This is a genomic window from Dokdonella fugitiva (assembly GCF_004342425.1).
Lineage (GTDB): Bacteria > Pseudomonadota > Gammaproteobacteria > Xanthomonadales > Rhodanobacteraceae > Dokdonella_A > Dokdonella_A fugitiva.
The window spans coordinates 417,453-441,441 of the sequence record NZ_SLWQ01000001.1; the positions used below are offsets into that span (position 1 = coordinate 417,453).

Here is a 23,989-nt window from a genome sequence, read left to right on the forward strand (position 1 = left end):
CGCGCGGCTTCGCGCTTCGATCCGCTCTCATCCTCGCCAAGGGGTTCATGCGCGCGCCTGCCATGTCCGAATGATAGGGCGATTCCCTCGGCTGGTCGTCGGGACGCATGGGCTCCGGGAGTACGGACGCAATGCTGGACGTCGTCATTCCGACGAAAGCCGGAATCGGCTCTGCATGCAGACGAAGTCGCCGCGACGACGCGAGGAGGTTCCGCGTCTGCGCTTCCGCTTCTGCGCTTTGGCTTTGCTCCGCCGGGGTCCCCTCGGCGCCGGCGGGCGTCGGCCGAAATGGCCCGAAGGGTGCGCGCGATGGATCGCGCGCAGTGCGGACGACCGCGGACCCGCGAGGCGAAGGCTCGAGGGCGGCGACGCGGGGTGCCCTTTCTCTTGGTGCCTTCTCTTTGGGCAAGCAAAGAGAAGGCACCTGCTCGCCGCCGAGGCGAGCGGAATCGCGCGACAGCTCCGCGTTCCAGCAATGGAAGCCATGCGCATCGACAGCAGGAGCACAATGGATTGCCGCTTTCGCGGGAATGAGCGGTTTGCCCAAGTGCTGGATTCCGGCTTTCGCCGCATGACGGCGCGGACGCGAATGGAGCTCGCGCCAGCGCATCGCCTCATGAGCGACGGCGCACCAACGAAAAAGGCCCGGAACCCCGGGCCTTCTCCAACACGTCGCCGCAGGCGCGATCAGTTCACCTCGAGTGGCACCACCGCACCGCGCGGCAGCACCTGCTGCGCGAGCTTGGTGTCCGAGCGCACGAGGCTGATTTCATCGGCGAGGATGTGGGCGGCTTCGTCGAGGACGACGTCGTGCTTCTCCTTCGCTTCCTTCTCGCGTGCCACCTCGGTCGTGATGCCACGCTCGTCGGGTTGCAGGCCGTCGTCCTGCAGGGCGGGCTTGCCGCCCGCATCGTCGTCGGCGGTGGCGCCGGCGACGCGGGTCTTGTCGCCGGCCGCGGACTTGCGGCCACCCTTGTCCTTCGCTTCGTCGGTCAGCTTCTGCTGCGTCTTCGCGGCCGGATCGGCGTCCGGCACCGCGTGGCCAACGGCCGCCTCGCGCGCCTTGCGCTTGGCTTCCTGCTCGTCGCGCTCCTTGCGCCGCACCTGTTCGTTGAGCGATACCGTCTTCTGCTCGCGCAGTGCGCGCAGGTCGGCGAGGTCGGCTTCGAAGTTCTTCCACTCGCCGTTCGCGGCGATGCGGCCGGCGTGGCGCTCGGCGAGCAGCGGCACGATCGGCTTGAGGTCGGCGACCGGCTGGTACTTCGCCGGCGCGATCGACGTCCACGGCAGTGCATTGTCGTAGCTCGACTCGCCGAAGTCCTGCGCGTCGACCGTGAGCGGGAAGCTGATGTCCGGCGTGACGCCGCGCAGCTGGGTCGAGCCGCCGTTGATGCGGAAGAACTGCGCGATGGTCATCTTGACCTCGCCGTAGGCGGGCTTCTCGTTGTGCGCGACGTCGTCGAGGTCGACGAGGTTCTGCACCGTGCCCTTGCCGAACGTCGGCTCGCCGATGATGACGCCGCGACCGTAGTCCTGGATCGCCGCGGCGAAGATCTCCGACGCGGACGCGGAGGCGCGGTTGACGAGCACCGCGAGCGGGCCGTCCCAAGCCATGCCTGCGCGCGTGTCGGCGTCGGCTTCGACCTGGCCACTCGCGTTGCGTACCTGCACGACCGGGCCCTTGTCGATGAACAGGCCGGTGAGGTCGGTCGCCTCGGCGAGCGAGCCGCCGCCGTTGTTGCGCAGGTCGACGATGACGCCGTCGACCTTGTCGGCCTTGAGTTCACCGAGCAGCTTCTCGACGTCGCGCGTCGCGCTCTTGTAGTCGCGGTCGCCACGGCGCCGCGCGTCGAAGTCCTGGTAGAACGTCGGCAGCGAGATCACGCCGATCCGGCGCGTGTGCTGCGCGTCCTTGACCTCGATGATCGACTTCTTCGCCGCCTGCTCCTCGATGCTGACCTTCTTGCGCACGAGCGAAAGCGTGAAATGCTTGCCGTCGGGGCCGGCGTCGGCCGGCAGCACCTCGAGGCGCACGACCGTGTCCTTGTTGCCGCGGATCTTCTCGACGACGTCGTCGAGGCGCCAGCCGACCACGTCGGTGATCGCGCCGTTCTCGCCCTGGCCGACGCCGACGATGCGGTCGCCGACCTTGAGCTGCCTGGACAGCGCGGCCGGGCCACCCGGCACGATCTCGCGGATCGCCGTGTAGTCGTCGTCACGCTGCAGCACCGCGCCGATGCCTTCGAGCGACAGCTTCATCGCGATGTCGAAGTTCTCCGACGCGCGCGGGCCGAGGTAGTTGGTGTGCGGCTCGATCGACGAGGCGTACGCGTTCATGAACGTCTGGAACACGTCCTCGCTGTTGAGCTGGCGCACGCGGTCGAGGTAGTTGGCGTAGCGCTTGTCGAGCGTCTCGCGGATGTCCTTCTCGGCCTTGCCGGCGAGCTTGAGGCGCAGCCAGTCGTTCTTGATGCGCTTGCGCCAGATGTCGTCGACCTCGGCCTCGTCCTTTGGCCACGGCGCCTTGTCGCGCTCGTAGACGTAGCTCTCGTCCTTGCTGAAGTCGAAGCCCTTGGGCAGCAGCGAGCGCGCGTAGGCGACGCGCTCGGCGACGCGCTGCTCGTAGATGTTGAACATCGCGTACGGCGCGACGAGGTCCTGGTTGTAGATCGCGTCGTCGAGCGTGGTGCGGTAGGCCGCGAACTTGTCGATGTCGGCCTGGGTGAAGAACAGCCGGTCGCCGTCGAGCGCGTCGAGGTAGCGCTTGAAGATCTGCTCGCTCATCGCGTCGTCGAGCGGCGTCGGCTTGTAGTGGAAGTGGGTGAGGAAGCGCGTCGCCCAGACCGCGGCTTCGCTCTGCGACGGCGTCGCCTTGAGCAGCGGTGCGGCGCCTTCCTCGGTCGTGGGTTTGGCGAACACGACCGGGCCGACGACGGCGGCCAGGGCGAGGCAGAGCAGCGACTTCCGCATGAAACCGATCTCCTGGGCGCGAACGCGCTTCGCGACGTGACACGGATGCACCGTACGTCCTGTACGGCATTTTGGCGAGGGTGATTTCACCCGGATTTCCCTATTACCTCAGGCAACCTGAACGTAGCCGGCCGCGTGCGCCATCTCGTCGGCGTGGTACGACGAGCGTACCAGCGGGCCCGACGCGACGTGCTGGAAGCCGATGCGGTAACCGATTTCCTCGATCGCCTTGAACTCGTCCGGCGTCCAGTAGCGCAGCACCGGGTGGTGGTGCGCGGTCGGCTGCAGGTACTGGCCGATCGTAACCATATCGACATCGTGGGCACGCAGATCGTTCAACGTTTCCTCGATCTGCTCCAACGTCTCGCCGAGTCCGAGCATGATGCCGGACTTGGTCGGCACGTCCGGGTGCTGCGCCTTGAAGCGCTTGAGCAGTTCGAGCGACCAGTCGTAGTCGGCGCCCGGGCGCACTTCGCGGTAGAGCGCGCGCGGCGTCTCGAGGTTGTGGTTGAACACGTCCGGCGGCTCGGCGGCGAACACCTCGAGCGCGCGCTCCATGCGGCCCTTGCCGCGGAAGTCCGGGGTCAGGATCTCGATGCGGATGCCCGGGTTCTCGAAGCGCACGGCCTTGATGCAGGCGGCGAAATGCGCCGCGCCGCCGTCGCGCAGGTCGTCGCGGTCGACCGAGGTGATCACGACGTACTTGAGGCCCATGTCGCGGATCGTGCCGGCGAGGTGGGCCGGTTCGAGCGGGTCGGGCGGCTTCGGCCGGCCGTGGGCGACGTCGCAGAACGAGCAGCGCCGCGTGCAGACCTCGCCGAGGATCATGAACGTCGCGGTGCCCTTGCCGAAGCATTCGTGGATGTTGGGGCAGGACGCTTCCTCGCAGACGGTGACGAGGCGGTTCTCGCGCAGCTTGGCCTTGAGCTTCGCCACCGCGTTGCCGGGCGGGATGCGCACGCGGATCCAGGACGGCTTGCGCAGCACCGGCGCATCGGCGAAAGCGGCGCGGTTGCGCGCGATCTTGTCCTCGCCGAGCTGCTTCTCGGGCGCGTCGACGACGGTCAGCGGAATGGTCTTCAGGGAGTCGCTCATGCGGGCTGCGCGACGCGCGGGGCGTCGCCGGTCGGAACGCGGGGGATTTCGGCGGCGGCGGGCACGGGGTCGAGCCCGAACTGGCGCGCCAGTTCGCCGATCAGGACCGCTTCCACCGCGGCGAGCGAGCCTGGTCCACCCAAGTCTAGCACCTGGGTGACGGCGAGACCCTGATAGCCGCAGGGATTGATGCGATGGAACGGTTCGAGGTCCATCGCGACGTTGAAGGCGAGGCCGTGGAACGAGCAGCCGCGACGCACGCGCAGGCCGAGTGCGGCGACCTTGGCGTCGCCGACGTAGACGCCGGGCGCGCCTTCGCGGCGCGCGGCGACGATGTTCCAGGTCGCGAGCGTATCGATGATCGCCTGTTCGATCCGGTCGACCAGTTCGCGCACGCCGACCTTGAGCCGGCGCAGGTCGAACAGCGGGTAGGCGACGATCTGCCCCGGGCCGTGGTAGGTCACCTGGCCGCCGCGGTCGACCGGCACCACCGGGATCTCGCCGGGCAGCAGCACGTGCTCCCACTTGCCGGCCTGGCCGAGGGTGAAGACGGGGTCGTGTTCGAGCACCCACAGTTCGTCCGGGGTATCCGGGCCGCGCGCATCGGTGAACGCCTGCATCGCGCGCCAGACGGGTTCGTAGGGTTGCCGGCCTAGGCGGCGGACGAGGACGGATCGGGACATCGCGGCGACATGGGGACAGGGCGCACTGGGCGCAAGCGGAAAGACCGGCCGAGCGTGCGAAATCCCGCAATCGCCACGCCGACCCCGGAATCGCCGCTGCGGCGTTGCTACACAGCGGCGGGAGGCGGTCATGGTGGCACGAATCCTTGTGGCAGGCATCGTCTTCGCACTCGGCACGGGGCTTGCGGCCGCCTCGGACGAACCGCTCCCGATCGACGACGCGCCGATCGGCGACATGACGCCGACCGACTACCGGCAGGTGGAGCGCGATCTCTAGACGCGCTGCGCGCCGCCACGTCGCCGCGCCAGCAGGTCCTCGCGGGACGGCTCTACCTGGAATGAAGATGAAACGCCGGGCGCGCTGCGGTGCAAGCGCGAGGACGTCGTCGCCCAGGCCGCACGCGCGGCGCCGCAGGATGCCTTCGTGCAGTGGATGGCCGCCGACACCGGCAGCTACTACAGCAGCCAGTGCGGCCCGACGCAGTGGCCGGTGGCCGAGGTCGCCAGCCTCGTGCGCCTGGAACCGGACAACGCGGGCGCGCTGCAGTACGCGGTCGCGCTCGCGCAGGCGAAACACGACGATGCCGCGCTCGACGAGGCGCTCGCCCGCATGGCCTCGGCGACGCGCGCCGACGATCATCTCGGCGACGAGATCGCCGAATGGCGCAAGGTCTACATGGCGCATCCGGAAGGCAACCTTGTCCTTCCGATGTGGAGCGAGGCGCCCGCTTCCGAGCGTGCGCTGCTCGGCGCGCTGAACCAGACCAGCTATCGCGCCTCGCCCGTCCAATTCGCCCTCGCCCAGGCATGCACGCCCGATGGCGACAGCGAACGCGATGGAAGCGGGCAGCGACGCGCGCACGCGCGTGCTGGCGCTCGCGTCGGCGCCGATGCGCGCGATCATGGCGGCGACCACGTCGAAGTCCGATGCCGGCGCCGATCCCGCAGCCGACGCGAGGGCCGCGCTGGCCGACTTCGCCGCGGCGCACCCCGATGACGCCTTCGTGCAGTGGATGGCCGCCACGCAGGGCGATGCCCCGGCGCGCACCCGGCTGCAGCGGCTCGAACCGGACAATGCGGCGGCGTGGGCGCTGTCGCTCACGGACACGTCGATCGAGCCGAAGCAGACCCTCGAGCGCATGGCATCGGGCCGCCGCCATTCGCAGCACGTGAAGCAAGCCGTCGACCTGTGGCTGGCGGCGGTCAGGAAATTTCCGCCGCCCGCCGATCTCCATCTCGCCGGGTTCGTCCCGACGGAGCCGGACTCGACGAAGGTCGCGTTCTCCGTCGACGACCGCGCCGCGATGGCCGCCTCGGTGTTCGCAACGATGAGCGCGATGGGGGGCAGCGAGCCTTTTGCCGCGCTCATGAAAAACTGCGTGGAGAAATCGCCGCATTGCGTGACGATCGGCCGGACCCTGTCCGACCGCTCGGATACGCTGATCGGCACGCGCCTCGGCTACGCGCTGCTGAGCAAGCAGCATGCGATGACCGCGGCGGACATCGCGAGCGCGCGTCGCCTCGACGGGTGGCAGGGAGGCATGCGCAGCCTCTCGACGTCCGCGGAGGCACTCGCCTATCTGCGCGATTCGATCGCGCACGGCGAGATCGGCGCAAGGGCACGCTCGAGCCACCCGCGGACTGGCGATCGCCAAGCGAAAAACAGGCCGTCGCGAAACCCTAGGAGCGGCGCGGACATCGCTCTTCGAGCAGTGTCGCGCAAAGAATATTGCCGATGCCGGTTGCCGGACGATGGCAGTCGGACGTTGCGGCCACCACGTCGGCGGCACGCACTGCGTGCGTACCGCCCTACACGCTTGGGCCGGTCGCGATGCGCTTTCCCGGTAGGGCGGTACGCGCGCAGCGCGTGCCGCCGTCGAGCCGCGGAAGCATCGCGGCTGAAGCCGCTTCCACGACCACGAGCAGCGGCGTGCTGCCGGCGATGTGCTGCGTCAGAGCGTCCAGCGCACCGCGGGATCGGCGCGCAGCGCCGCATGTGCCGCGTCGTAGAGCTCGCGCGTCGGGCAGGTGAAGCTCACCGACACCGAGACGTAGTTGCCGGCGCGCGAGGGGCGCACGCGCTGCGACCCGGCGAGCACACTGAGTCCGAGGCCTTCGAGGATCTCGCCGACCTTGCGCTCGAGCTCGGCCGTGGCGCTGCCCATCGCGTTGATTTCGAATACGCCGGGGAACTGGAAGCCCTGGTCGGGGCTCTGCGGGCGGATGTCGTCGAGGTCTTTCATTGCGGTCAGCATCGGTGATCCAGGGGTTCGGGGCAAGCGCGGCGCACCGCGCAAACGCGAAGCGCCGCATCGTGTGCGGCGCTTCGTCCATGCCCTCCAGATGACGGTGCGGGCGGCGGTTTTCAACCGCCGCCGCGGGCAGGCCTCAGTCGCCCTTGGGCGCGGCCGAGGACACGTTCGCGCCCGCGTCACCCTTGAACCACATCCAGGCGCCGTCGCTGAGGCGCTTGAAGAAGCCGCCTTCGGCACCCTGGTCGAGCGCGATGAGCGGGCGCTGCACGAGCATCTTGTCGTCGAGCTGCACCTTGAGCGTGCCGACCTGCTGCCCCTTCCCGATCGGCGCGACCAGGCGCGCGGGCATCTCGAGGCTCGCCTTGAGGTCGGTGTAGCGACCGCGCGGGAAGGTCACGAGCACGTCCTCGCTGATCCCGAGCGGCAGGTTCGCGACCGCGCCCTTCCACAGTTCCGGCGTCGCCAGCGGAGCGTTCGCGGCGTACAGCTTCTTCGTCTCGAAGAAGCGGAAGCCGTAGTTGAGCAGTTCCTGGTTGTCGTCAGCGCGCTGCTTCTCGCTCGGCGCGCCCATGACGACGGCGATGAGGCGCTGGTCGCCGCGCTTGGCCGAGGTGGCGAGGCAGTAGCCCGCTTCCGAGGTGTGGCCGGTCTTGATGCCGTCGACGGTCTCGTCGCGCCACAGCAGCGTGTTGCGGTTGTGCTGCTTGATGCCGTTCCACTCGAAGTCCTTGATCGCGTAGATCTTGTACTCCTCGGGGAAGTCGTGGATCAGCGCGCGCGAGAGCAGCGCGACGTCGTGCGCGGTCGTGTAGTGGTCGGGATTGGGCAGGCCGCTCGCATCGACGTAGTGCGTGCCGGTCATGCCGATCTTCGCCGCGTACTGGTTCATCAGCTGCGCGAACGTCTCTTCCGAACCCGCGGTGTGTTCGGCCAGGGCAATCGCGGCGTCGTTGCCGGACTGGATGATCATGCCGTACAGCAGGTCCTTCAGCGCGACCTTGCTGTTGAGCTGCAGGAAACTGGTCGAACCGTCCGTGCCGGCACCGCCCGAGCGCCACGCGCGTTCGCTGATGAACACCGGATCCTCGAGATGGATCTTGCCGTGCGCGATCTCGGCGGAGACGACGTACGAGGTCATCACCTTGGTGATCGACGCGGGCGCGACGCGCTGGTCCATGTTGCTCTCGGCCAGCACCTGGCCGCTCGCGTAATCCATGAGCACCCAGCTTTTCGCGTCGATCGCCGGCGCGGGCGGCGTCGGGCCTGCCGACGCGCCCGGCACCGGTATCGCCGGCGCGGGCTTGGCGACCGGCTGCGGCGTCGGCAGCGCAGGCGTCGCGGCCGGTGCCTGCGTGCCCGCGGGCGGTTCGGCGTGCACGGCGGCGCCGGCGAAGGCGAGGAGGACGGCGGGGGCGAACAGGAACGGCAGCTTCATCGCGAGGTAGGGTCCGGCCAACGACAAAGCCCCGATTGTCGCAGAGCGCGTCGGGCAATACACGGGCGGATTTCGGCCGCGGATGCGAACCGTTCAGGCGGAGCAGCTCAGCGTTCGATCGCGACGCGCGGCGCACCGAAGCCGAGGCGCTCCACGCGCGCGCTCAGCGCGTCGGCGGCCTCGGTGTCGGCGAGCGGACCGATGCGCAGGCGATGCACGGTGCGGCCGGCGACCGCGACCGATTCGATGCCGACGTGATCGAGGCCCGCGCGACGCGCTTCGGCGAGCGCGCGCTCGGCATTGGCACGCTCGCCGAAGGCGGCGAGCTGGAGGTAGATGCGGGGAGGGCCGAGGGCCGAGGCCCGAGGGCTGGAAACCGGCGCGGCGGATACGGGCGCACGATCTGCGCCGGCCGTGCGAATCCGACGATCGCCCGGCGACGGCGCTTGCGCGACCTGCGACGGCGGCAGCTCCTCGGGGCGGGCGGGGTCGAGCGCGCGCACTTCGACGCGCGCGGTGCCCTTCGGCCACACGCCGATCTTCACCGCGGCCGCGTACGAGAGGTCGATGATGCGGTCATCGTGGAACGGCCCGCGGTCGTTGATGCGCACGACCACGCTCTTGCCGTTGTCGAGGTTGGTCACGCGTGCATAGCTCGGCAACGGCAGCGTCTTGTGCGCGGCGCTGAACGCGTACATGTCGTACGGCTCGAACGACGACGTCATGTAGCCATGGAACTTGTTGCCGTACCATGAGGCGATGCCGCGCTCGACGTAGCCGCGTGCGTCGGGCAGCACGCGGTAGGTGCGGCCGAGCACGCTGTAGGTTTCCTTGTTGCCGTAGCGCGAGCGCGGTTCCGCCTTCGGCACGGGTTCGGGGATCTTGCCGACGTCGATCGGCGGCGCCGCCGGGCCGTCGTCCGCGTGCTGCGCGTAGCGCTCCGATTGCGGGCGCGAGGTGTCGTTCGGCCAGCGCGCGGCCGTGCGCGGGGGCGCGCCCGAGGCGCCGGCGTCGGCGCGGGGGCGATGACCGGCGCAGGCCGCGAGCGCGAGGCAGGCCCCGGCGCAGGCGGCGACGCGCCAGCGCCTCATGGTTCGCCTGCCCCGCGCGCGATGGCTTGCGCGAGCTGGAACACCGCCATCGCGTACAGCGGGCTCTTGTTGTAGCGCGTGATCGCGCGGAAATTGCCGAACACGAGCCAGTATTCGACGCCGAGGTCGCCGTCGAGCCGGAGCAGCGTCGACGGCGTGTCGGCGTCGATCTTCTCGAGCGGTGCGTAGCCCCAGGCCTCCATCTGCTGCAGCGGGTAGACCGGGTCGAGGCCGGGGTCGGGCAGCACGCGCGCATCGGCCGCCGGCTGCGCGCGCACGGCGACCGGCTGGCCGGCCTGCCAGCCGTGCTCGGCGAAATAGTGCGCGATGCTCGCCGTGATGTCGGGCAGCGAACCCCAGAGGTCGATGCGCCCGTCGCCGTCCTCGTCCTTCGCCCACTTGGCGACGCTCGTCGGCATGAACTGGCCCCAGCCCATCGCGCCCGCGTAGGAGCCGCGCAATGCATCGATCGGATAGGCGAGATGCGCGTCGCCGAGCAGGAACAACTGCTTGAGCTCGCCGCGGAAGAATTTGGCGCGCGGAGGATAATGGAACGCGAGCGTCGCCAATGCATCGAGCACGCGGTACTTGCCGGTGATCGCGCCGTAGCTCGTTTCGACGCCGATGATCGCGACGATGATCTCGGGCGCGACGCCGTACTCCTTGCCGACGCGCTCGAGCAGTTCGCGGTTGGCGCGGTAGAACGCGACGCCGTCGTCGATGCGCTTGTCGGTGAGGAAGATCGGCGCGTAGTCGCGCCACGTCCGCGTCGCTTCCGCCGGGCGCGCGATCGCATCGAGGATGGATTGCTGCACCTTGGCACCGGCGAGTGTCGCGAGCACGTCCGCTTCCGGCGGCCCGCCTTCGCGCGCGACTTCGGCCGCGAAGGCGCGTTCGTCGGCGCCGGGCGCGCCGATGTCGCCGTTCGTCGCGGCAGCGAAGCCGCGACCGGCGCCCAGCAGGCAGATCGACACGAGGACCAGATGAGCGCGCGCGGCGCGAAACGATGCCTGCATGCGCCTACTCTACCATCGCGCCGCGCGACGGCGTCGAGCGCATGCCTGAACGTGCAGGCCTCGCGGGGGGCGCGGCCGGAGCGCCTGCCCTGCGGCGACCGCGTCCGGTCCGCGCGGGCCTGCTTCGCAACGCACGACACGCGGTTGTCCTACGTGCCGGCGCGCCGGCGCCGGATCGCCGTCGCATCGCGACGAGCCGATGCTGCAGGGAGCGGCGTCGCCATGGTGGCCGCGTCGCGCAATGTCCAGGGAGGACGTCCATGTTCCGTCGCTTCATCGCCGTTCTCGCCGTGCTGCTCGCCGTCGCCGGGCCCGCCCACGCCGACTCGCACCGCACGCGCTACGTCGACCCCTACAGCTACTTCACCACCGACGCGCAGTTCGAGGCCTGGTATTCCCTGCGCGCGCGCCTCGCCGTCGGCTTCGACGACATCTGCGGCGACACGTTCTGCGAAGGCGACTTCAGCAACATCGCGCCACTGCGCTTCCAGTGCTCGGTGCAGGCCGGCAACGGCCGCATCGGCCGCTGCGTCTGGTCGTTCGCCGCGAGCGAGGAGGACATCGATCCGGCCACCGGCGCGCTCGAAGTGCGGCAACCGACGTGGCAGTGCCCGATCCAGCTCGGGCCGCATACGACCATCGACGAACTCCTCGCGGCGCTCGCCGGCGACGATCCGCTGCAGACCGCACTGCCGGGCACGGCATCGTCGATCTACGACAGCCTCGGCCACTGCCTATGATCGCGGCCGCCGCTGCGCGCAGGCATCGCTGCGCGCGGCGGCGAGGACGACACGCCGGCGATCGCGCGCCGAACCCGGCGACCCGCTATTGCACCGCGAGCACCTTGCGGTGCGCGTGGATCGACATGAGCACGCCGAACCCCGCGAGCAGCGACACCGCCGAGGTGCCGCCGTAGCTCACCAGCGGCAGCGGCACCCCGACCACCGGCAGCATGCCCGTGATCATGCCGCCATTGACCATCACGTAGACGAACAGCGACATGCTGATCGCGCCGGCCAGCAGGCGCGCATAGGTGTCCTTCGCCTCGGCGGCGATCCACAGGCAGCGCGCGATGATGAAGACGTAGAGCGCGAGCAGCAGCAGTACGCCGACGAGCCCCCATTCCTCGGCGAACACGGAGAAGATGAAGTCGGTCGTGTGCTCCGGCAGGAACTCCAGCCGCGACTGCGTGCCGTGATGCCAGCCCTTGCCCCATACCCCGCCCGAGCCGACCGCGATTTTCGACTGGATGATGTGCCAGCCGTTGCCGAGCGGATCGGCCTCCGGATCGAGCAGGGTGAGCACGCGATTGCGCTGGTACTCGTGCAGGAAATGCCAGGCGACCGGCACCATGCCGGCGAACGCGGCGAGCAGCGCGCCGATGCGCCACCAGGCGAGCCCGGACAGGAAGATGCCGAACGCGCCGCTCGCGGTGATCAGCAACGCGGTGCCGAGGTCGGGCTGCTTGGCGATCAGCACGGCCGGCACCGCGATCAGCGCGCCGGCGGCGCCGAGCGTGCCCCAGCCGGGCGGCAGCGGGCGGCCATTGAGGTACCAGGCGATCATCATCGGCATCGTGAGCTTGAGCAGCTCCGACGGCTGGAAGCGCACGATCCTGAGGTCGAGCCAGCGATTCGCGCCGCGGCCCTCGCCGTGGATCACGACGATCACGAGCAGCACGACGCTCGCCGCGTACAGCCATGGCGTCCAGTTGCGCAAGGTCAGCGGCGGCACGCGCGCGATCATCATCATGAGCAGCAGGCCGAGCGCGAAGCGCAGCGCCTGCGAGACCACCAGGCCGCGGTCGAGGTCGCTCGCGCTGTACAAGGTCGCGAGCCCGACGCCCATGAGCAGCAGCAGCGCGCCGAGCAACGGCAGGTCGAGGCGCGGCTTGCGCCAGATCGAGGCGAGGCGATGGCGCCATTCGTGCAGCAGGTCGTCGATCATCGCGATGCCGCTCCTTCGCTGCCGCCGGCGCCGAGCTCGGCCTGTCGCTGCTGGTCGCCGGGTAGCCAGGCGTCGAGGATCTTGCGCGCGATCGGCGCGGCGTCGTGCGCGCCGCTGCGCCCGGCCTCGAGCGCGACGATGACCGCGACGCGCGCGTCGTCCGCCGGCGTGAACGCCTCGAACAGGACCTGATGGCGCTCGATCGGGCTCGCGCTGATGCTCGTCCATTCGGTACCGGTGCGCGAGTAACGTTCGGCGGTGCCGGTCTTGCCGGCGATCGGATACGGGAAGCCCGCGTCGATGCCGCGCGCGGTACCGCTGCGCACGACCTCGAGCATGCCCTGCTGCACGGCCGCCCAGTTGGCCGGCCGCTCGATCACGTTCTCGCGCGGCGGTGGCGGCGGCAGCGGCTCGATCTTCGCATCGACGCCCCGCTGCACCGCGCGCAACAGGTGCGGCGCGTGCGGCACGCCGCGCGCGGCGAGCGTCGACACGGCGTTGGCGAGCTGCAGCGGCGTCACGACCCAGTAGCCCTGGCCGATGCCGGCGATGACCGTCTCGCCGGGATACCACGGCTGGTTGAAGCGCCCGCGCTTCCATTCGCGCGACGGCAGCACGCCGCTGCCCTCGCCCATGAGGTCGATGCCCGTCGGCTGGCCGAAGCCGAAGCGCGTCATGAAGCCGCTGAAGCGGTCGATGCCCATGTCGAGCGCGAGCGAATAAAAGTAAGTGTTGACCGACTTGGCGATCGCCTGCACGAGGTCGACGCGACCCTGGCCGCCGCGCACGTCGTCGCGGTACGCGCGCGATTGCCCCGGTATGAAGAATTCGCCGGTCGAGAGTACGGTGTCCTCGGGACGGCGCAGGCCGAGTTCGAGGCCGCCGAGGCCGACGAACGGCTTCATCGTCGAGCCGGGCACGTAGTTGCCGCGCAGCAGGCGGTTCAACAGCGGCTTGTCGTCGGCCTCGATCAGCGCGGCATAGTCGACGCTGGCGATGCCGTTGACGAACAGGTTCGGGTCGAAGCTCGGCACGCTCACCATCGCGAGCACCTCGCCGTTGCGCGGGTCGATCGCGACCGCGGCACCGGCGCGGCCCTCGAACGCGGCCTCGGCCGCCTCCTGCAGGCGCGCGTCGATGCTGAGGTAGAGGTTCTCGCCCGGCTTCGGCGCGACGCGGAAGAGCGGTTCGCCGATCGGCCGGTGATCGGCATTGACCTCGATCTTCTCGTAGCCGACCTCGCCGTGCAGGCGCTCCTCGTAGTAGCGCTCGATGCCGGTCTTGCCGACGTGCGTGGTGCCCGCGTACTCGCCCTTGTCGAGCTTGGCCAGGTCGTCCGCGTCGATGCGACCGACGTAGCCGACCGTGTGCGCGAACTCCTCGCCGAGCGGATAGGAGCGCGTCAGGTACGGCACGACGTCGACGCCGGGGAAGGCCCAGCGGTTGACCGAGAACTTCGCGATCTCCTCTTCCGACAGCTTGAGGCGGATCGGCGTGCCCTCGTAGGACCGCTTGCCCTTGCGCAGCGCATTGAAGCGATCGACGTCGTCCTCGCTGATCGGCACGACCTCGCCGAGACGTTCGATCGTCGCCGCGAGGTCGTGCACCTGCTCGGGCGTGATCTCGAGCCGGAACGCGGCGACGTTCTCGGCGAGCAGGACGCCGTTGCGGTCGTAGATGAGGCCGCGCGCGGGCGCGAGCGGGCGGGTGAGGACGCGGTTCGCATCGGAGCGGGCGCTGAACTCCTCGTGCCGCGCGATCTGCAGGAACGAGAAGCGCGCGCCGAGCGCGACGAGGCAGACGACGATGATGAGGAAACCGGCGAGCGCGCGCCGGCGGAACAGCGCTTCTTCGTGGCGCGCTTCCTTCAGCGGCTTGTAGCGGCCTTCGCGGACGCGGGAACTGCGCATGCGCATCGCTCGCCCGCCTTCATTCGTGCGCACGCAGGCGGGCGCGCAGGTCGTCGAACAGCAGGAACACGAACGGCCACGCGAGCGTGCCGGTCAGTGGCGCGAACCAGAACGACACCGGCGGCATCGGTTCGCCGGAGAAGCCGCGTGCCATGAGCATGACGATGCGGTCGTTGAGGAGCAGCGCGAGCAACGCGAGCGACTGCTGCCAGACCGGGAAGAAGCGCAGGCGCGCGCGGAAGCGCAGTACGATGAACGCGATCACGAGCAGGCGCAGCGCCTGTTCGCCGAGCAGTTCGCCGACCAGCAGGTCGGCGGCGACGCCGAGCAGGAACGCGAAGCCGAGGCCGACACGCTCCGGCGTCTCGATCGCCCAGTAGACGAGCACGAGGCCGATCCAGTACGGCTTGAACGGCTCGACCAGCGGCGGCAACGGCATCAGCTGCAGCAGGAAGGCGCAGGCGATGCTGCCGGCGAAGAGCCAGCTGCGCGCACGCAGGCGACTCATGGCGTCGGCGCCCGTGCCGGCGCCGCCGCATCGGCTGCGGGACCGGCGAGTTCGGCCGGCGGGCCGACCTCGTCCTGCGGCGCCGGCGGCCCGTACGGCTGCGGCTGGTCGCGCAGCAGCAGCACTTCGCTGCTGCGGTCGAGCGCCGCCGCGGGCCGCGCGACCGCGGCGATGAACATGCCGCTCTTGTCCTGGCCGACCTGGCGCACCTCGCCGACGGGAAAGCCGGCCGGGAAGCGACCGCCGAGGCCCGAGGTAAGCAGGCGGTCGCCGACCTTCACGTCGGCGCTGATCGGGATCGTCGGCAGCTGCAGTTCGTCGATCGCGCCGCTGCCGTAGGCGATCGTGCGCAAGCCGGTGCGTTCGACCACGACCGGTATCGCGTGTGTCGCATCGGTGATAAGCATCGCGATCGAGCTGTTCGGCAACACTTCGACGACCTGCCCCATTACGCCCTGCGCGTCGATGACCGGCTGGCCGACCTCGATGCCCTGGCTCGCGCCGACGTCGAGCACGATGCGATGCCGGTAAGGGTCGAGGTCGACGTCGATGAGGCGCGCGAACTGCACGGTCAGGCCGAGGTTCTTCTGCGCGTCGAGCAGCGCCTTGAGGCGCGCGTTCTGCGCGACCAGCGCGTCGAGGCGATTGAGGCGTGCCTGTGCGAACAGGAGCTGCTCGCGCAGCGCACGGTTCTCGCTGGCGAGCTGGTCCTGCGTCGCGACCGCGGTGCGCGTCGCGCGCGCGAGGTTCGCCGGCAGCGCGGCGAGGCGGTACACCGGTTCGATCAGCAGGCCGCCCGCGCGCCGCACTGACTCGAGGTAGTTGCCGCGATGGTCGAGCACCATGAGGCCGATCGCGCAGGCGAGATAGACGATCAGCCGCAACGTGCTGACCGCGCCCTCGGCGAACAGCGTGGTGGCATTGTCGGTGCGCATGGTGCGGGGAATGGGGAATCGGGAATGGGGAATGGAAGAGCGGGGATCGTACGAGCGGGCGCCGCTACCATTCCCGATTCTCCATTCCCATTCCCGGCTATTCGGGCGCGAAGAAATCGCTGCCGTGCAGGTCGATCAGCTCCAGCGCGCGGCCGCCCCCGCGGGCGACGCAGGTGAGCGGGTCGTCGGCGACGTGCACGTGCAGGCCGGTCTCCTCCGAGATGAGGCGGTCGATGTCGCGCAGCAGGGCGCCGCCGCCGGTGAGCACGATGCCGCGTTCGGCGACGTCAGAGCACAGTTCCGGCGGCGTCTGCTCGAGCGCGCTGCGCACCGAGCTGACGATGCCCGACAGCGGCTCGTGCAGCGCCTCGAGCACTTCGTTCGAGTTGACCGTGAACATGCGCGGCACGCCTTCGGCGAGGTTGCGGCCGGAGACTTCGATTTCCTTGACTTCCGACTGCGGGAACGCACAGCCGATCTCGACCTTGATCTTTTCCGCGGTGGACTCGCCGATCAGGGTGCCGTGGTTGCGGCGCACGTAGTTGATGATCGCTTCGTCGAAGCGGTCGCCGCCGATGCGCACGGAGGCCGAGTAGACGATGCCGTTGAGCGAGATCACCGCGACCTCGGACGTGCCGCCGCCGATGTCGAGCACCATCGAGCCGCGCGCCTCGTGCACCGGGATGCCGGCGCCGATCGCCGCGGCCATCGGCTCCTCGATCAGGTAGACGTCGCGCGCCCCGGCCGATTCGGCCGACTCCTTGATCGCGCGGCGCTCGACCTGGGTCGAGCCGCACGGGACGCAGATGAGCACGCGCGGGCTCGGCCGGAACATGCGCGCGCGGTGCACCTTGCGGATGAACTGCTTGAGCATCTCCTCGGTCATCGTGAAGTCGGCGATGACGCCGTCCTTCATCGGACGCTTGGTGATGATGTTGCCCGGCGTGCGGCCGAGCATGAGCTTGGCATCGCCGCCGACCGCCGCGATCGAACGCGGGCCGCCGGGGCCGCGGTCCTGGCGGATCGCCACGACCGACGGTTCGTTGAGCACGATGCCCTGGCCACGCACGTAGATCAGCGTGTTGGCGGTGCCGAGATCGATCGAGAGATCGTTGGAGAAGAGTCCGCGGAGACCTTTGAACATGTGTGCGGCGCGAGCCTTGCTGGAATTCCGGTGGGGTGCGAGGGCGGGACGTCCTGCCCCGTTCGCATGCGATGGCCGCGGCGTGCAGGCCGCGTCCGGTCCGGCCAGGTTGGCCGGCCGGCCGCACGTTCCGTGTGCGTCGGAGACGCCCTCGCGGGCGCTCCAAATGCAGGAAAAGCGCGCGATTTTAGTCGTGCGCCGATGCGTGGGCAAGGACATTCGAGTTAAGAAACCCTTGCCGCGACGGCGCTTGCGGCCGCGGCGGCACGACCCGCGGCCGGCCGGCCCGCGCGCGAGGATTCCCGAGCGGCGCCCCGCCCGGTAAGCTTCTCCGGTTTTGGGCGCCGCGGGCGCTCCCTGCCCACCGTCTTTCCGGAAGCCCCGATGTCTGCACTGATCTGCGGTTCGCTCGCCTACGACACCATCATGGTGTTCCAGGACCAGTTCAAGAAGCACATCCTGCCCGACCAGGTGCACATCCTGAACGTGTCGTTCCTGGTGCCGCGCATGCGCCGCGAGTTCGGCGGCTGCGCCGGCAACATCGCCTACAACCTCAAGCTCCTCGGCGACGACCCGATCCCGTTCGCCGCGGTCGGCCAGGACTTCGGTCCGTACCGCGAGCACATGAAGCAGTGCGGCATCCGCCTCGACCACGTCAGCGTGTTCGAGGACCTGTTCACGCCGCAGTGCTTCATCACCACCGATCTCGACAACAACCAGATCACCGCGTTCCACCCGGGCGCGATGCTCAACTCGCACGAGCACCACGTGCGCGACGTCGAGGGCGTCACGTTCGGCATCGTCGCGCCGGACAGCCGCGAAGGCATGCTGCAGCACTCGCGCGAATTCGCCGAGAAGGGCATCCCTTTCATCTTCGACCCGGGCCAGGCGATGCCGCTGTTTTCCGGCGAAGAGTTCCGCACGATGATCGAGCAGGCCGACTACGCGATCGTCAACGACTACGAATCGCAGCTGCTGCAGCAGCGCACCGGCTGGAGCGCGGCCGAGATCGCCCAGCGCGTCGAGGCGTACATCGTCACGCAGGGTCCGAAAGGCTCGACCATCCACGTCGGCGGCAAGACGCACGCGATCCCGCCCGCGCAGGAGCGCCGCGTCGTCGATCCGACCGGTTGCGGCGACGCCTACCGTGCGGGACTCATCTTCGGCCTCATGCGCGACATGGACTGGCCGACCATCGGCCGCATCGCCTCGCTGATGGGCACGCTGAAGATCGAGCACCCGGGCACGCAGAACCAGCGTTTCAGCTACGCCGAATTCGCCGACCAGTTCCGCCAGCAGTTCGGCTACGCGCTCGGCTGAGTCCCCCTCGCAGAAGATCCATCGATGAATCATCCGTCCCTGTTCACGCGTATCGTCGCCACCGTCGCCTTCGGCGCACTGATCCAGTCCTGCGCGGCTTCCGGCCCTCACGTCGAGCTCAAGGGCCAGCGCTTTTCGGTCGAGATCGCCGAGACCGACGCCACGCGCGAACACGGCCTCATGGACCGCACCGAGATGGCGGCCGACCACGGCATGCTGTTCGTGTTCCAGGACGACATCCCGCGCGCGTTCTGGATGAAGAACACGAAGATCCCGCTCGACATGCTGTTCTTCGACGCCGACCGCCGCCTCGTCAGCGTGCAGCACGACGTGCCACCGTGCGAGGCCGACCCCTGCCCGGCCTATTCGAGCGGCGCGCCGGCCCGCTACGTGCTCGAGCTCAACGCGGGCCAGGCGCGCAAGCTGGGCGTGTCTCCGGGTGACGAGCTGACGATCCAGCGCTGAACGCCGGCCGCTCGCTCCATACGCCATCGCGCAGGACGAGCTCGCCACGCAGTTCGTTGGCGCAGGCGAGGCCGCAGCGGTACGGCACGAGCACGCCCGTCGCGTCGTCGACGACGGCGTCTTCGATCGGAAAGAACACGCGCATGGCAGCCTCCTCGTTTGGACGGCGCCATTGGAGCGCTCGTGGATGCCACGCGCGTGTCGCGCGGATGACGCGATCGGGGCGCGAGGGGGCGCCGCGCGGGCAGCGTGCGCTCACCCGCCCGCAAGCACCTGGGCGACCCGCCCGATGCGCCGGTCGAGCCAGGCGGCGATCTCCGCTTGCAGCGCGGCCGACGCCTGATCCAGGCTCTGCACGCATGCGAACGCGATGCGCGCGTCGCGGTCCGCGGCGCGCAGCTTCGCGCGAAGGCGCCATTCGCGCTGCTCGCCGGGCTTGAGCTGGACGACGCGCAGGTCGTCGTCGAATGCCGCATGGCCGGCGGCGATCTCGAGGTGGGCGGCGAGGCTCTCGGCGAGGAATTGCTCCGGCGAACGCAGCGCATGCGCGAGCTGCCGCCCGAGCAGGTCCGGATGCGCGGCGAAGAACGCCTGCAGCGTCGCGCGGCGATACGGATACGGCACGTGCGGCAGGCGGAAATAGCGCCGCCCGAAGCCGGCCAGGCGCGCGCTGAGTTCCTGCGCCTCGCGGTTGCCCGCGCGCCCGACCGCATCGCCGCGCGCGCGCTTGAACAGCCGGCGCAGGCCGGCGAGCGCGCTCGCGCCCGCTTGCGCATGCCAGGCGCCACGCAGCACGACGCGATCATCGCGGAAGAACGCGGCCGGCTCGATCGGCCGCAGGATCATGAAATCGTCGTTGAAGCAGACGTAGTGCTCGGCGAGATCCGGGATGCGCCAGAGCACCGCGCTGATCGTGCGGCTGTTGAACGTCGGCAGGCAGTGTTCGTGGCCGGCGAAGATCTCGCGGTGGTCGACGACGCGCACGCGCGCGGCCGCGGGCGTGCCGCGCAGGCGCGCGACGAGCGCCGGCTCCTGCCGGTCGGTCACGACGTGGATGCGGCGGAACCACGGCGCGAAACGCAAGATCGAGGCGACGCACCAGTCGAGCTCGCCGGCGTCGTGGAAGCGCGTCGGCCGCGCGGCCGGCGGACGGCCTCCGCCGCGGCTCGCCAGATGGGCCTCCAGGCGCTGTCGATGCGCCGGGTCGGCACCGTCGACCCAGGGGATGACGGCATCGATGTTCATGTCGTGCGGACTCCGCGCGCGCTGGTGGCGACCCGCGGCTGGGCCGTCCCGAAGTCCCGTAGTGTGCCGGAGCGGTGCGCGCGGAGACATCCCCGGGCCGCGGCGGATAGCATGTCGCACCCCGAACGGAACGCGCCATGCCCCACGATTCCAATCCCGGCCGGACGCGCGCGTCCGACGCGCTCCGTGCGAGCGGCATGGTCGCCGCGTGCACCGCGCTCGCGATCGCGCTCGACCACGGCATCCACCTCGGCAGCGAGAACCACGCCGGCCTGCTGCCGGTGATGCGCCGCATCCTCGATCCCGCCTACCTGCCCGGCGATTTCGGCATCTCGATCCGCTTCCACCATCACCACGTCTTCACCTGGATCGCGGCGATGCTGGCGATCCCGTTCGGCGAGAACGGCGCGCTCGCCCTGCTCACGGTGGCCGGCCTCGCCGCGATCTTCGCCGGCCTCTGGCGCCTCGGCGGCATGCTCGGTCTCGCGCCCGCGCGGCGCCTGCTGCTCGGCATCGCGATCGCGATCGGCCTCGCCTGGCTCGACCGCGGCGTCGAGGCGAACCGCTTCCTCGGCAACGGCCCGATCATGCCGCCGACGTTCGCCCACGCGCTGATCCTGTTCGGCATCGACGCGCTCGTACGCCGACGCTGGAACCTCGCGTTCGCGCTCGCCGGCGCGACTGCGCTCGTCCATCTGCAGATCGGCGCGGTCTGGCTCATCGTGCTCGGCTCGATCGCGATCGCCGACGGCGTCGTGCGGCTGCCGCGTCGCTGGCTGCCGGGCCTCGCCGCAGCGCTCGCGATCGCGAGCCCCGCGCTCCTCGACGTCTGGGCGCTGCTGCAGGCGGGACTCGTCGACGGCATCGCCCGCACCGACGACGTCGCGTTCCGCATGCCGCAGCACTTCGAATTCCGCGCCGACCGCGTCGCCGCCGTGGCGCTGTACGGCATCGCATTCGCGATGCTGTGGCGGCGCTGGCGCGCGCGCGCCGACGCGCGTGGCGAACGCTTCCGCCCGCTGCTGCAGGTGGTGGCCTGCCTGATGCTGCTGGCCCTCGTGCACTACCTCGACTACTACGTACTGCACACGGGCTGGATCGCCCGCCTGCAACTGCTGCGCCTGAGCATGTTCGTGCCCGTGCTCGCCGCGCTGGCGCTGCTGTCCAATCCGCCGCTGCCGCGCGAGCGGCGCGAACGCTGGCCGCTCGCGCTCGCCCTGCTGTTCGGCGCCGGCGCGATCGTCGCGGGCTTCGTTCGCGGTGCGCCGCCGTCGCTGCGCTTCGTCGACGAAGCGCAGGCCGCGACCGACTGGGGCGATGTCACGCGCTGGATCCGTCGCCATGGCCCGCCGGGACCGTACGTGACGCCGCCGGGGCAGATCGGCTTCACCGCGCGCAGCGATCGCTCGACCGTGGTCGAATTCAAGATCAATCCGGATGGTGGCGCCGGCCTCGCCGAGTGGATGCGCCGCCTCGATGCGGTCACCGCGCACGGGTTGCCGACGGCCTCGACGCGGCGCGACGTGGCCGAGGAACTCGACGCGGCCTATGCGCGGCTGCCGCCGGAGGGGTTCCGCCAGCTCGAGCGCGACTACGGCGTGCACACGGCGGTCGTACCCGCGGCGAGCCCGCTGCAGGGGCGCGAGCTCTACCGCAACGATGGTTACCGCGTGGTCGCGCTCGACCCGTGAGGCGGGCCGGCGCGCCACCGCGTGGCTCAGATCTCGACCATCTCGAAATCGGACTTGGTCACGCCGCAGTCCGGGCAGGTCCAGGTCTCGGGCACGTCTTCCCAGCGCGTACCGGCCGCGATGCCGTCCGCAGGCCAGCCTTCGGCTTCGTTGTAGATGAACCCGCAGACGACGCACATGAAGGTGCGGTAGGGCGCGTCGACGGCGGCGGAGGCGGTATCGGACATTGCGGGAACGGCGGTCGGGAACGAAAGGCCTTGTATTCTCGCAGCTTGCGCGCACGCGCGAAAGCACGCCGGCAAGGACGACGCCCTCGATGACCACCCACGACCACTGCCTGCGCGGACTCTACGCGATCAGCGACGGCCCGCGTCCTGATCTGCTCGACGCCTGCGCGGCAGCGCTCGGCGGCGGCGCGCGGCTCCTGCAATACCGCGACAAGACCGCCGATGCGCCGCGCCGGCTCGACGAGGCACGCGCCCTGCAGGCGCTCTGCGCGCGCCACGCCGTGCCGCTCATCGTCAACGACGACGTCGACCTCGCGCTCGCCGCCGGCGCCGCCGGCGTGCACCTCGGCGAAGACGACGTCGAGCCGGCCGCGGCGCGCGCGCGGCTCGGCGTGCGCGCGATCATCGGCGTGTCCTGCTACGACTCGCTCGAACGGGCGCGACATTACGCCGCGGCCGGCGCCGACTACCTCGCCTTCGGCGCGTTCTTCGCCTCGCCTACCAAGCCGCACGCGCGCGTCGCGACGCCGCGCCTGCTGCGCGAGGCGAAGGCGTTCGGCCTGCCGCTGGTGGCGATCGGCGGCATCACGCACGACAATGCGCCGGGACTCATCGACGCCGGCGCCGACGCCGTCGCGGTGATCTCGGCGCTGTTCGGCGCGCGCGACGTGCGCGCGGCGGCGCGCCGCTTCAGCGACCTCTTCGAATCCGATCCGAGCCGACGATGACGACCAACCACGAACTGTTCCAGCGCGCGCAGGCGCGCATCCCCGGCGGCGTGAACTCGCCCGTGCGCGCGTTCAAGTCGGTCGGCGGCGAACCGTTCTTCACCGCGCGCGCCGACGGCGCGTACCTTTGGGACGTCGAAGGCACGCGCTACATCGACTACGTCGGCTCATGGGGCCCGATGATCGTCGGCCACAACCACCCGAGCGTGCGCGAAGCGGTCGAGCGCGCGGTGCGCGACGGCCTTTCGTTCGGCACGCCATGCGCGGCCGAAGTGACGATGGCCGAGGCGATCGCGGCGATCGTGCCTTCGGTCGAGGTCGTGCGCATGGTCAATTCGGGCACCGAGGCGACGATGTCGGCGATCCGCCTCGCGCGTGGCTACACCGGCCGCCAGCGCATCGTGAAGTTCGAAGGGTGCTACCACGGCCACGGCGACGCGTTCCTCGTGAAGGCGGGCTCGGGCGCGCTCACGCTCGGCGTGCCGACCTCGCCCGGCGTGCCGAAGGCGCTCGCCGACCTCACCCTGACCCTGCCGTACAACGACCTCGGGGCCGCGCAGCAGCTGTTCGCCGAGCACGGCGACGAGATCGCCGCGCTGATCATCGAGCCGGTCGCCGGCAACATGAACTGCATCCTGCCGCGCGACGGTTATCTCGCCGCGCTGCGCGAGCTGTGCACGAAGCATGGCGCGCTGCTCATCTTCGACGAAGTCATGACCGGCTTTCGCGTCGCACTCGGCGGCGCGCAGGCGCACTACGGCATCACGCCCGACCTCAGCACGTTCGGCAAGATCATCGGCGGCGGCATGCCGGTCGGCGCCTACGGCGGCCGGCGCGAGATCATGCAGCAGGTCGCACCCGCGGGGCCGATCTACCAGGCCGGCACCCTGAGCGGCAATCCGGTCGCGATGGCGGCGGGCCTCGCGATGCTCGACCTGGTCCGGACACCGGACTTCCACGCGCAGCTCGATCGCCGCACCCGGCTCGTCACGGACGGGTTCGCCGCGGCCGCGGCGGAAGCCGGCGTGCCGCTCGCCATCAATCGCATTTGCGGCATGTTCGGCCTGTTCTTCACCGACGCGGCGAAGGTGGAAACCTATGCACAGGCGACCGCCTGCGACGTCGCGACGTTCAACCGCTTCTTCCACGCGATGCTCGCGCGCGGCGTCTATCTCGCACCGAGCGCGTTCGAGGCGGGCTTCGTCTCGATCGCGCATACGGATGAGGTCATTGCGGCCACGATCGAAGCCGCGCGCGCAGCCTTCAGGGACGCCGCCACGGCCGGCTGACGCCCTGCCGGCGGACTTTGCACATAGGTGGGTTT

Annotated in this window: 22 protein-coding genes; 8 read left to right on the forward strand and 14 right to left on the reverse strand. The window is 70.0% G+C overall.

Annotation, left to right across the window (positions count from 1 at the left end; genetic code table 11):
• Nucleotides 1-687: 687 nt before the first annotated feature.
• The 3 genes from EV148_RS01745 to lipB form a co-directional block, all read right to left on the reverse strand.
• Nucleotides 688-2,970: a carboxy terminal-processing peptidase gene (locus EV148_RS01745; protein ID WP_131992539.1), complete on the reverse strand. Its 2,283-nt coding sequence runs from the start codon at nucleotides 2,968-2,970 to the stop codon at nucleotides 688-690.
• A 108-nt stretch (nucleotides 2,971-3,078) separates the two neighbouring features.
• Nucleotides 3,079-4,065: a lipoyl synthase gene (lipA, locus tag EV148_RS01750; RefSeq protein WP_131992541.1), complete on the reverse strand. Its 987-nt coding sequence runs from the start codon at nucleotides 4,063-4,065 to the stop codon at nucleotides 3,079-3,081.
• Nucleotides 4,062-4,748 carry a lipoyl(octanoyl) transferase LipB gene (gene lipB / locus EV148_RS01755; RefSeq protein ID WP_131992544.1) on the reverse strand — a complete coding sequence of 229 codons (687 nt, stop codon included), beginning with the start codon at nucleotides 4,746-4,748 and terminating at the stop codon, nucleotides 4,062-4,064. The genes lipA and lipB overlap by 4 nt, the downstream gene beginning before the upstream one ends.
• A gap of 130 nt (nucleotides 4,749-4,878) precedes the next feature.
• On the opposite strand from lipB, the gene EV148_RS18325 reads away from it, so the two are divergent.
• Nucleotides 4,879-5,025 carry a hypothetical protein gene (locus EV148_RS18325; protein ID WP_158287269.1) on the forward strand — a complete coding sequence of 49 codons (147 nt, stop codon included), beginning with the start codon at nucleotides 4,879-4,881 and terminating at the stop codon, nucleotides 5,023-5,025.
• A 147-nt stretch (nucleotides 5,026-5,172) separates the two neighbouring features.
• Nucleotides 5,173-5,745 (forward strand): hypothetical protein, encoded by a 573-nt coding sequence (locus tag EV148_RS01760; protein WP_131992547.1) that lies wholly within the window; start codon nucleotides 5,173-5,175, stop codon nucleotides 5,743-5,745.
• Nucleotides 5,746-6,700: 955 nt separating this feature from the next.
• On the opposite strand, the gene EV148_RS01765 is transcribed toward EV148_RS01760, so the two are convergent.
• The 4 genes from EV148_RS01765 to mltB form a co-directional block, all read right to left on the reverse strand.
• Nucleotides 6,701-7,003, reverse strand: coding sequence for a DUF493 family protein (locus EV148_RS01765; protein ID WP_338419050.1), 303 nt, complete (start codon nucleotides 7,001-7,003; stop codon nucleotides 6,701-6,703).
• 133 nt (nucleotides 7,004-7,136) lie between these two features.
• The gene (locus EV148_RS01770) at nucleotides 7,137-8,432 is read right to left on the reverse strand and encodes a D-alanyl-D-alanine carboxypeptidase family protein (protein ID WP_182517251.1); all 1,296 of its coding nucleotides are present in this window, start codon (nucleotides 8,430-8,432) and stop codon (nucleotides 7,137-7,139) included.
• 113 nt (nucleotides 8,433-8,545) lie between these two features.
• Nucleotides 8,546-9,529 (reverse strand): septal ring lytic transglycosylase RlpA family protein, encoded by a 984-nt coding sequence (locus tag EV148_RS01775; protein WP_131992553.1) that lies wholly within the window; start codon nucleotides 9,527-9,529, stop codon nucleotides 8,546-8,548.
• The gene (mltB, locus tag EV148_RS01780) at nucleotides 9,526-10,545 is read right to left on the reverse strand and encodes a lytic murein transglycosylase B (RefSeq protein WP_131992556.1); all 1,020 of its coding nucleotides are present in this window, start codon (nucleotides 10,543-10,545) and stop codon (nucleotides 9,526-9,528) included. Before mltB ends, EV148_RS01775 begins: the two co-directional genes overlap by 4 nt.
• A gap of 260 nt (nucleotides 10,546-10,805) precedes the next feature.
• Between mltB and EV148_RS01785 the strand changes: the two genes are divergently transcribed.
• Entirely contained in the window at nucleotides 10,806-11,285 is a 480-nt protein-coding gene (locus tag EV148_RS01785; RefSeq protein WP_131992559.1) for a hypothetical protein, read from the forward strand.
• An 85-nt stretch (nucleotides 11,286-11,370) separates the two neighbouring features.
• On the opposite strand, the gene rodA is transcribed toward EV148_RS01785, so the two are convergent.
• From rodA to EV148_RS01810, 5 genes are all read right to left on the reverse strand, one after another.
• A complete protein-coding gene (gene rodA / locus EV148_RS01790; RefSeq protein WP_131992562.1) occupies nucleotides 11,371-12,492 on the reverse strand; it encodes a rod shape-determining protein RodA in 1,122 nt (373 codons plus the stop codon).
• The gene (mrdA, locus tag EV148_RS01795; protein ID WP_131992565.1) at nucleotides 12,489-14,402 is read right to left on the reverse strand and encodes a penicillin-binding protein 2; all 1,914 of its coding nucleotides are present in this window, start codon (nucleotides 14,400-14,402) and stop codon (nucleotides 12,489-12,491) included. Before mrdA ends, rodA begins: the two co-directional genes overlap by 4 nt.
• A 19-nt stretch (nucleotides 14,403-14,421) precedes the next feature.
• Nucleotides 14,422-14,910 (reverse strand): rod shape-determining protein MreD, encoded by a 489-nt coding sequence (mreD, locus tag EV148_RS01800; RefSeq protein ID WP_131992568.1) that lies wholly within the window; start codon nucleotides 14,908-14,910, stop codon nucleotides 14,422-14,424.
• Complete coding sequence (gene mreC, locus EV148_RS01805) at nucleotides 14,907-15,845, reverse strand: rod shape-determining protein MreC (RefSeq protein ID WP_131992571.1); 939 nt, start codon at nucleotides 15,843-15,845, stop codon at nucleotides 14,907-14,909. The genes mreD and mreC overlap by 4 nt, the downstream gene beginning before the upstream one ends.
• Nucleotides 15,846-15,942: 97 nt before the next feature.
• Nucleotides 15,943-16,989 (reverse strand): rod shape-determining protein, encoded by a 1,047-nt coding sequence (locus tag EV148_RS01810; protein ID WP_131992573.1) that lies wholly within the window; start codon nucleotides 16,987-16,989, stop codon nucleotides 15,943-15,945.
• 384 nt (nucleotides 16,990-17,373) lie between these two features.
• Between EV148_RS01810 and EV148_RS01815 the strand changes: the two genes are divergently transcribed.
• Entirely contained in the window at nucleotides 17,374-18,309 is a 936-nt protein-coding gene (locus EV148_RS01815) for a carbohydrate kinase family protein (protein ID WP_131992576.1), read from the forward strand.
• A gap of 24 nt (nucleotides 18,310-18,333) precedes the next feature.
• Nucleotides 18,334-18,774 carry a DUF192 domain-containing protein gene (locus EV148_RS01820; RefSeq protein WP_131992579.1) on the forward strand — a complete coding sequence of 147 codons (441 nt, stop codon included), beginning with the start codon at nucleotides 18,334-18,336 and terminating at the stop codon, nucleotides 18,772-18,774.
• Nucleotides 18,775-19,029: 255 nt separating this feature from the next.
• On the opposite strand, the gene EV148_RS01825 is transcribed toward EV148_RS01820, so the two are convergent.
• Nucleotides 19,030-20,019 carry a Stealth CR1 domain-containing protein gene (locus EV148_RS01825; RefSeq protein ID WP_199222713.1) on the reverse strand — a complete coding sequence of 330 codons (990 nt, stop codon included), beginning with the start codon at nucleotides 20,017-20,019 and terminating at the stop codon, nucleotides 19,030-19,032.
• Nucleotides 20,020-20,156: 137 nt separating this feature from the next.
• On the opposite strand from EV148_RS01825, the gene EV148_RS01830 reads away from it, so the two are divergent.
• Nucleotides 20,157-21,710, forward strand: a complete 1,554-nt coding sequence (locus tag EV148_RS01830) for a DUF6798 domain-containing protein (RefSeq protein WP_131992585.1) — start codon at nucleotides 20,157-20,159, stop codon at nucleotides 21,708-21,710.
• 26 nt (nucleotides 21,711-21,736) lie between these two features.
• On the opposite strand, the gene EV148_RS01835 is transcribed toward EV148_RS01830, so the two are convergent.
• The gene (locus tag EV148_RS01835) at nucleotides 21,737-21,937 is read right to left on the reverse strand and encodes a rubredoxin (RefSeq protein WP_131992588.1); all 201 of its coding nucleotides are present in this window, start codon (nucleotides 21,935-21,937) and stop codon (nucleotides 21,737-21,739) included.
• A gap of 89 nt (nucleotides 21,938-22,026) precedes the next feature.
• Between EV148_RS01835 and thiE the strand changes: the two genes are divergently transcribed.
• Together thiE and hemL are read left to right on the forward strand one after the other, a co-directional pair.
• Nucleotides 22,027-22,665 (forward strand): thiamine phosphate synthase, encoded by a 639-nt coding sequence (gene thiE / locus EV148_RS01840; protein WP_131992591.1) that lies wholly within the window; start codon nucleotides 22,027-22,029, stop codon nucleotides 22,663-22,665.
• Nucleotides 22,662-23,954 carry a glutamate-1-semialdehyde 2,1-aminomutase gene (hemL, locus tag EV148_RS01845; RefSeq protein WP_131992594.1) on the forward strand — a complete coding sequence of 431 codons (1,293 nt, stop codon included), beginning with the start codon at nucleotides 22,662-22,664 and terminating at the stop codon, nucleotides 23,952-23,954. Before thiE ends, hemL begins: the two co-directional genes overlap by 4 nt.
• Nucleotides 23,955-23,989 lie beyond the last annotated feature (35 nt).

What these genes read in the sequence shown, in the direction of transcription:
- EV148_RS01745 (WP_131992539.1), bottom strand. Translation starts at nt 2,970, where the DNA reads ATGCGGAAGTCGCTGCTCTGCCTCGCCCTGGCCGCCGTCGTCGGCCCG.
- lipA (WP_131992541.1), bottom strand. Translation starts at nt 4,065, where the DNA reads ATGAGCGACTCCCTGAAGACCATTCCGCTGACCGTCGTCGACGCGCCC.
- lipB (WP_131992544.1), bottom strand. Translation starts at nt 4,748, where the DNA reads ATGTCCCGATCCGTCCTCGTCCGCCGCCTAGGCCGGCAACCCTACGAA.
- EV148_RS18325 (WP_158287269.1), top strand. Translation starts at nt 4,879, where the DNA reads ATGGTGGCACGAATCCTTGTGGCAGGCATCGTCTTCGCACTCGGCACG.
- EV148_RS01765 (WP_338419050.1), bottom strand. Translation starts at nt 7,003, where the DNA reads ATGCTGACCGCAATGAAAGACCTCGACGACATCCGCCCGCAGAGCCCC.
- EV148_RS01775 (WP_131992553.1), bottom strand. Translation starts at nt 9,529, where the DNA reads ATGAGGCGCTGGCGCGTCGCCGCCTGCGCCGGGGCCTGCCTCGCGCTC.
- mltB (WP_131992556.1), bottom strand. Translation starts at nt 10,545, where the DNA reads ATGCAGGCATCGTTTCGCGCCGCGCGCGCTCATCTGGTCCTCGTGTCG.
- EV148_RS01785 (WP_131992559.1), top strand. Translation starts at nt 10,806, where the DNA reads ATGTTCCGTCGCTTCATCGCCGTTCTCGCCGTGCTGCTCGCCGTCGCC.
- rodA (WP_131992562.1), bottom strand. Translation starts at nt 12,492, where the DNA reads ATGATCGACGACCTGCTGCACGAATGGCGCCATCGCCTCGCCTCGATC.
- mrdA (WP_131992565.1), bottom strand. Translation starts at nt 14,402, where the DNA reads ATGCGCAGTTCCCGCGTCCGCGAAGGCCGCTACAAGCCGCTGAAGGAA.
- mreD (WP_131992568.1), bottom strand. Translation starts at nt 14,910, where the DNA reads ATGAGTCGCCTGCGTGCGCGCAGCTGGCTCTTCGCCGGCAGCATCGCC.
- mreC (WP_131992571.1), bottom strand. Translation starts at nt 15,845, where the DNA reads ATGCGCACCGACAATGCCACCACGCTGTTCGCCGAGGGCGCGGTCAGC.
- EV148_RS01810 (WP_131992573.1), bottom strand. Translation starts at nt 16,989, where the DNA reads ATGTTCAAAGGTCTCCGCGGACTCTTCTCCAACGATCTCTCGATCGAT.
- EV148_RS01815 (WP_131992576.1), top strand. Translation starts at nt 17,374, where the DNA reads ATGTCTGCACTGATCTGCGGTTCGCTCGCCTACGACACCATCATGGTG.
- EV148_RS01820 (WP_131992579.1), top strand. Translation starts at nt 18,334, where the DNA reads ATGAATCATCCGTCCCTGTTCACGCGTATCGTCGCCACCGTCGCCTTC.
- EV148_RS01825 (WP_199222713.1), bottom strand. Translation starts at nt 20,019, where the DNA reads ATGAACATCGATGCCGTCATCCCCTGGGTCGACGGTGCCGACCCGGCG.
- EV148_RS01830 (WP_131992585.1), top strand. Translation starts at nt 20,157, where the DNA reads ATGCCCCACGATTCCAATCCCGGCCGGACGCGCGCGTCCGACGCGCTC.
- EV148_RS01835 (WP_131992588.1), bottom strand. Translation starts at nt 21,937, where the DNA reads ATGTCCGATACCGCCTCCGCCGCCGTCGACGCGCCCTACCGCACCTTC.
- thiE (WP_131992591.1), top strand. Translation starts at nt 22,027, where the DNA reads ATGACCACCCACGACCACTGCCTGCGCGGACTCTACGCGATCAGCGAC.
- hemL (WP_131992594.1), top strand. Translation starts at nt 22,662, where the DNA reads ATGACGACCAACCACGAACTGTTCCAGCGCGCGCAGGCGCGCATCCCC.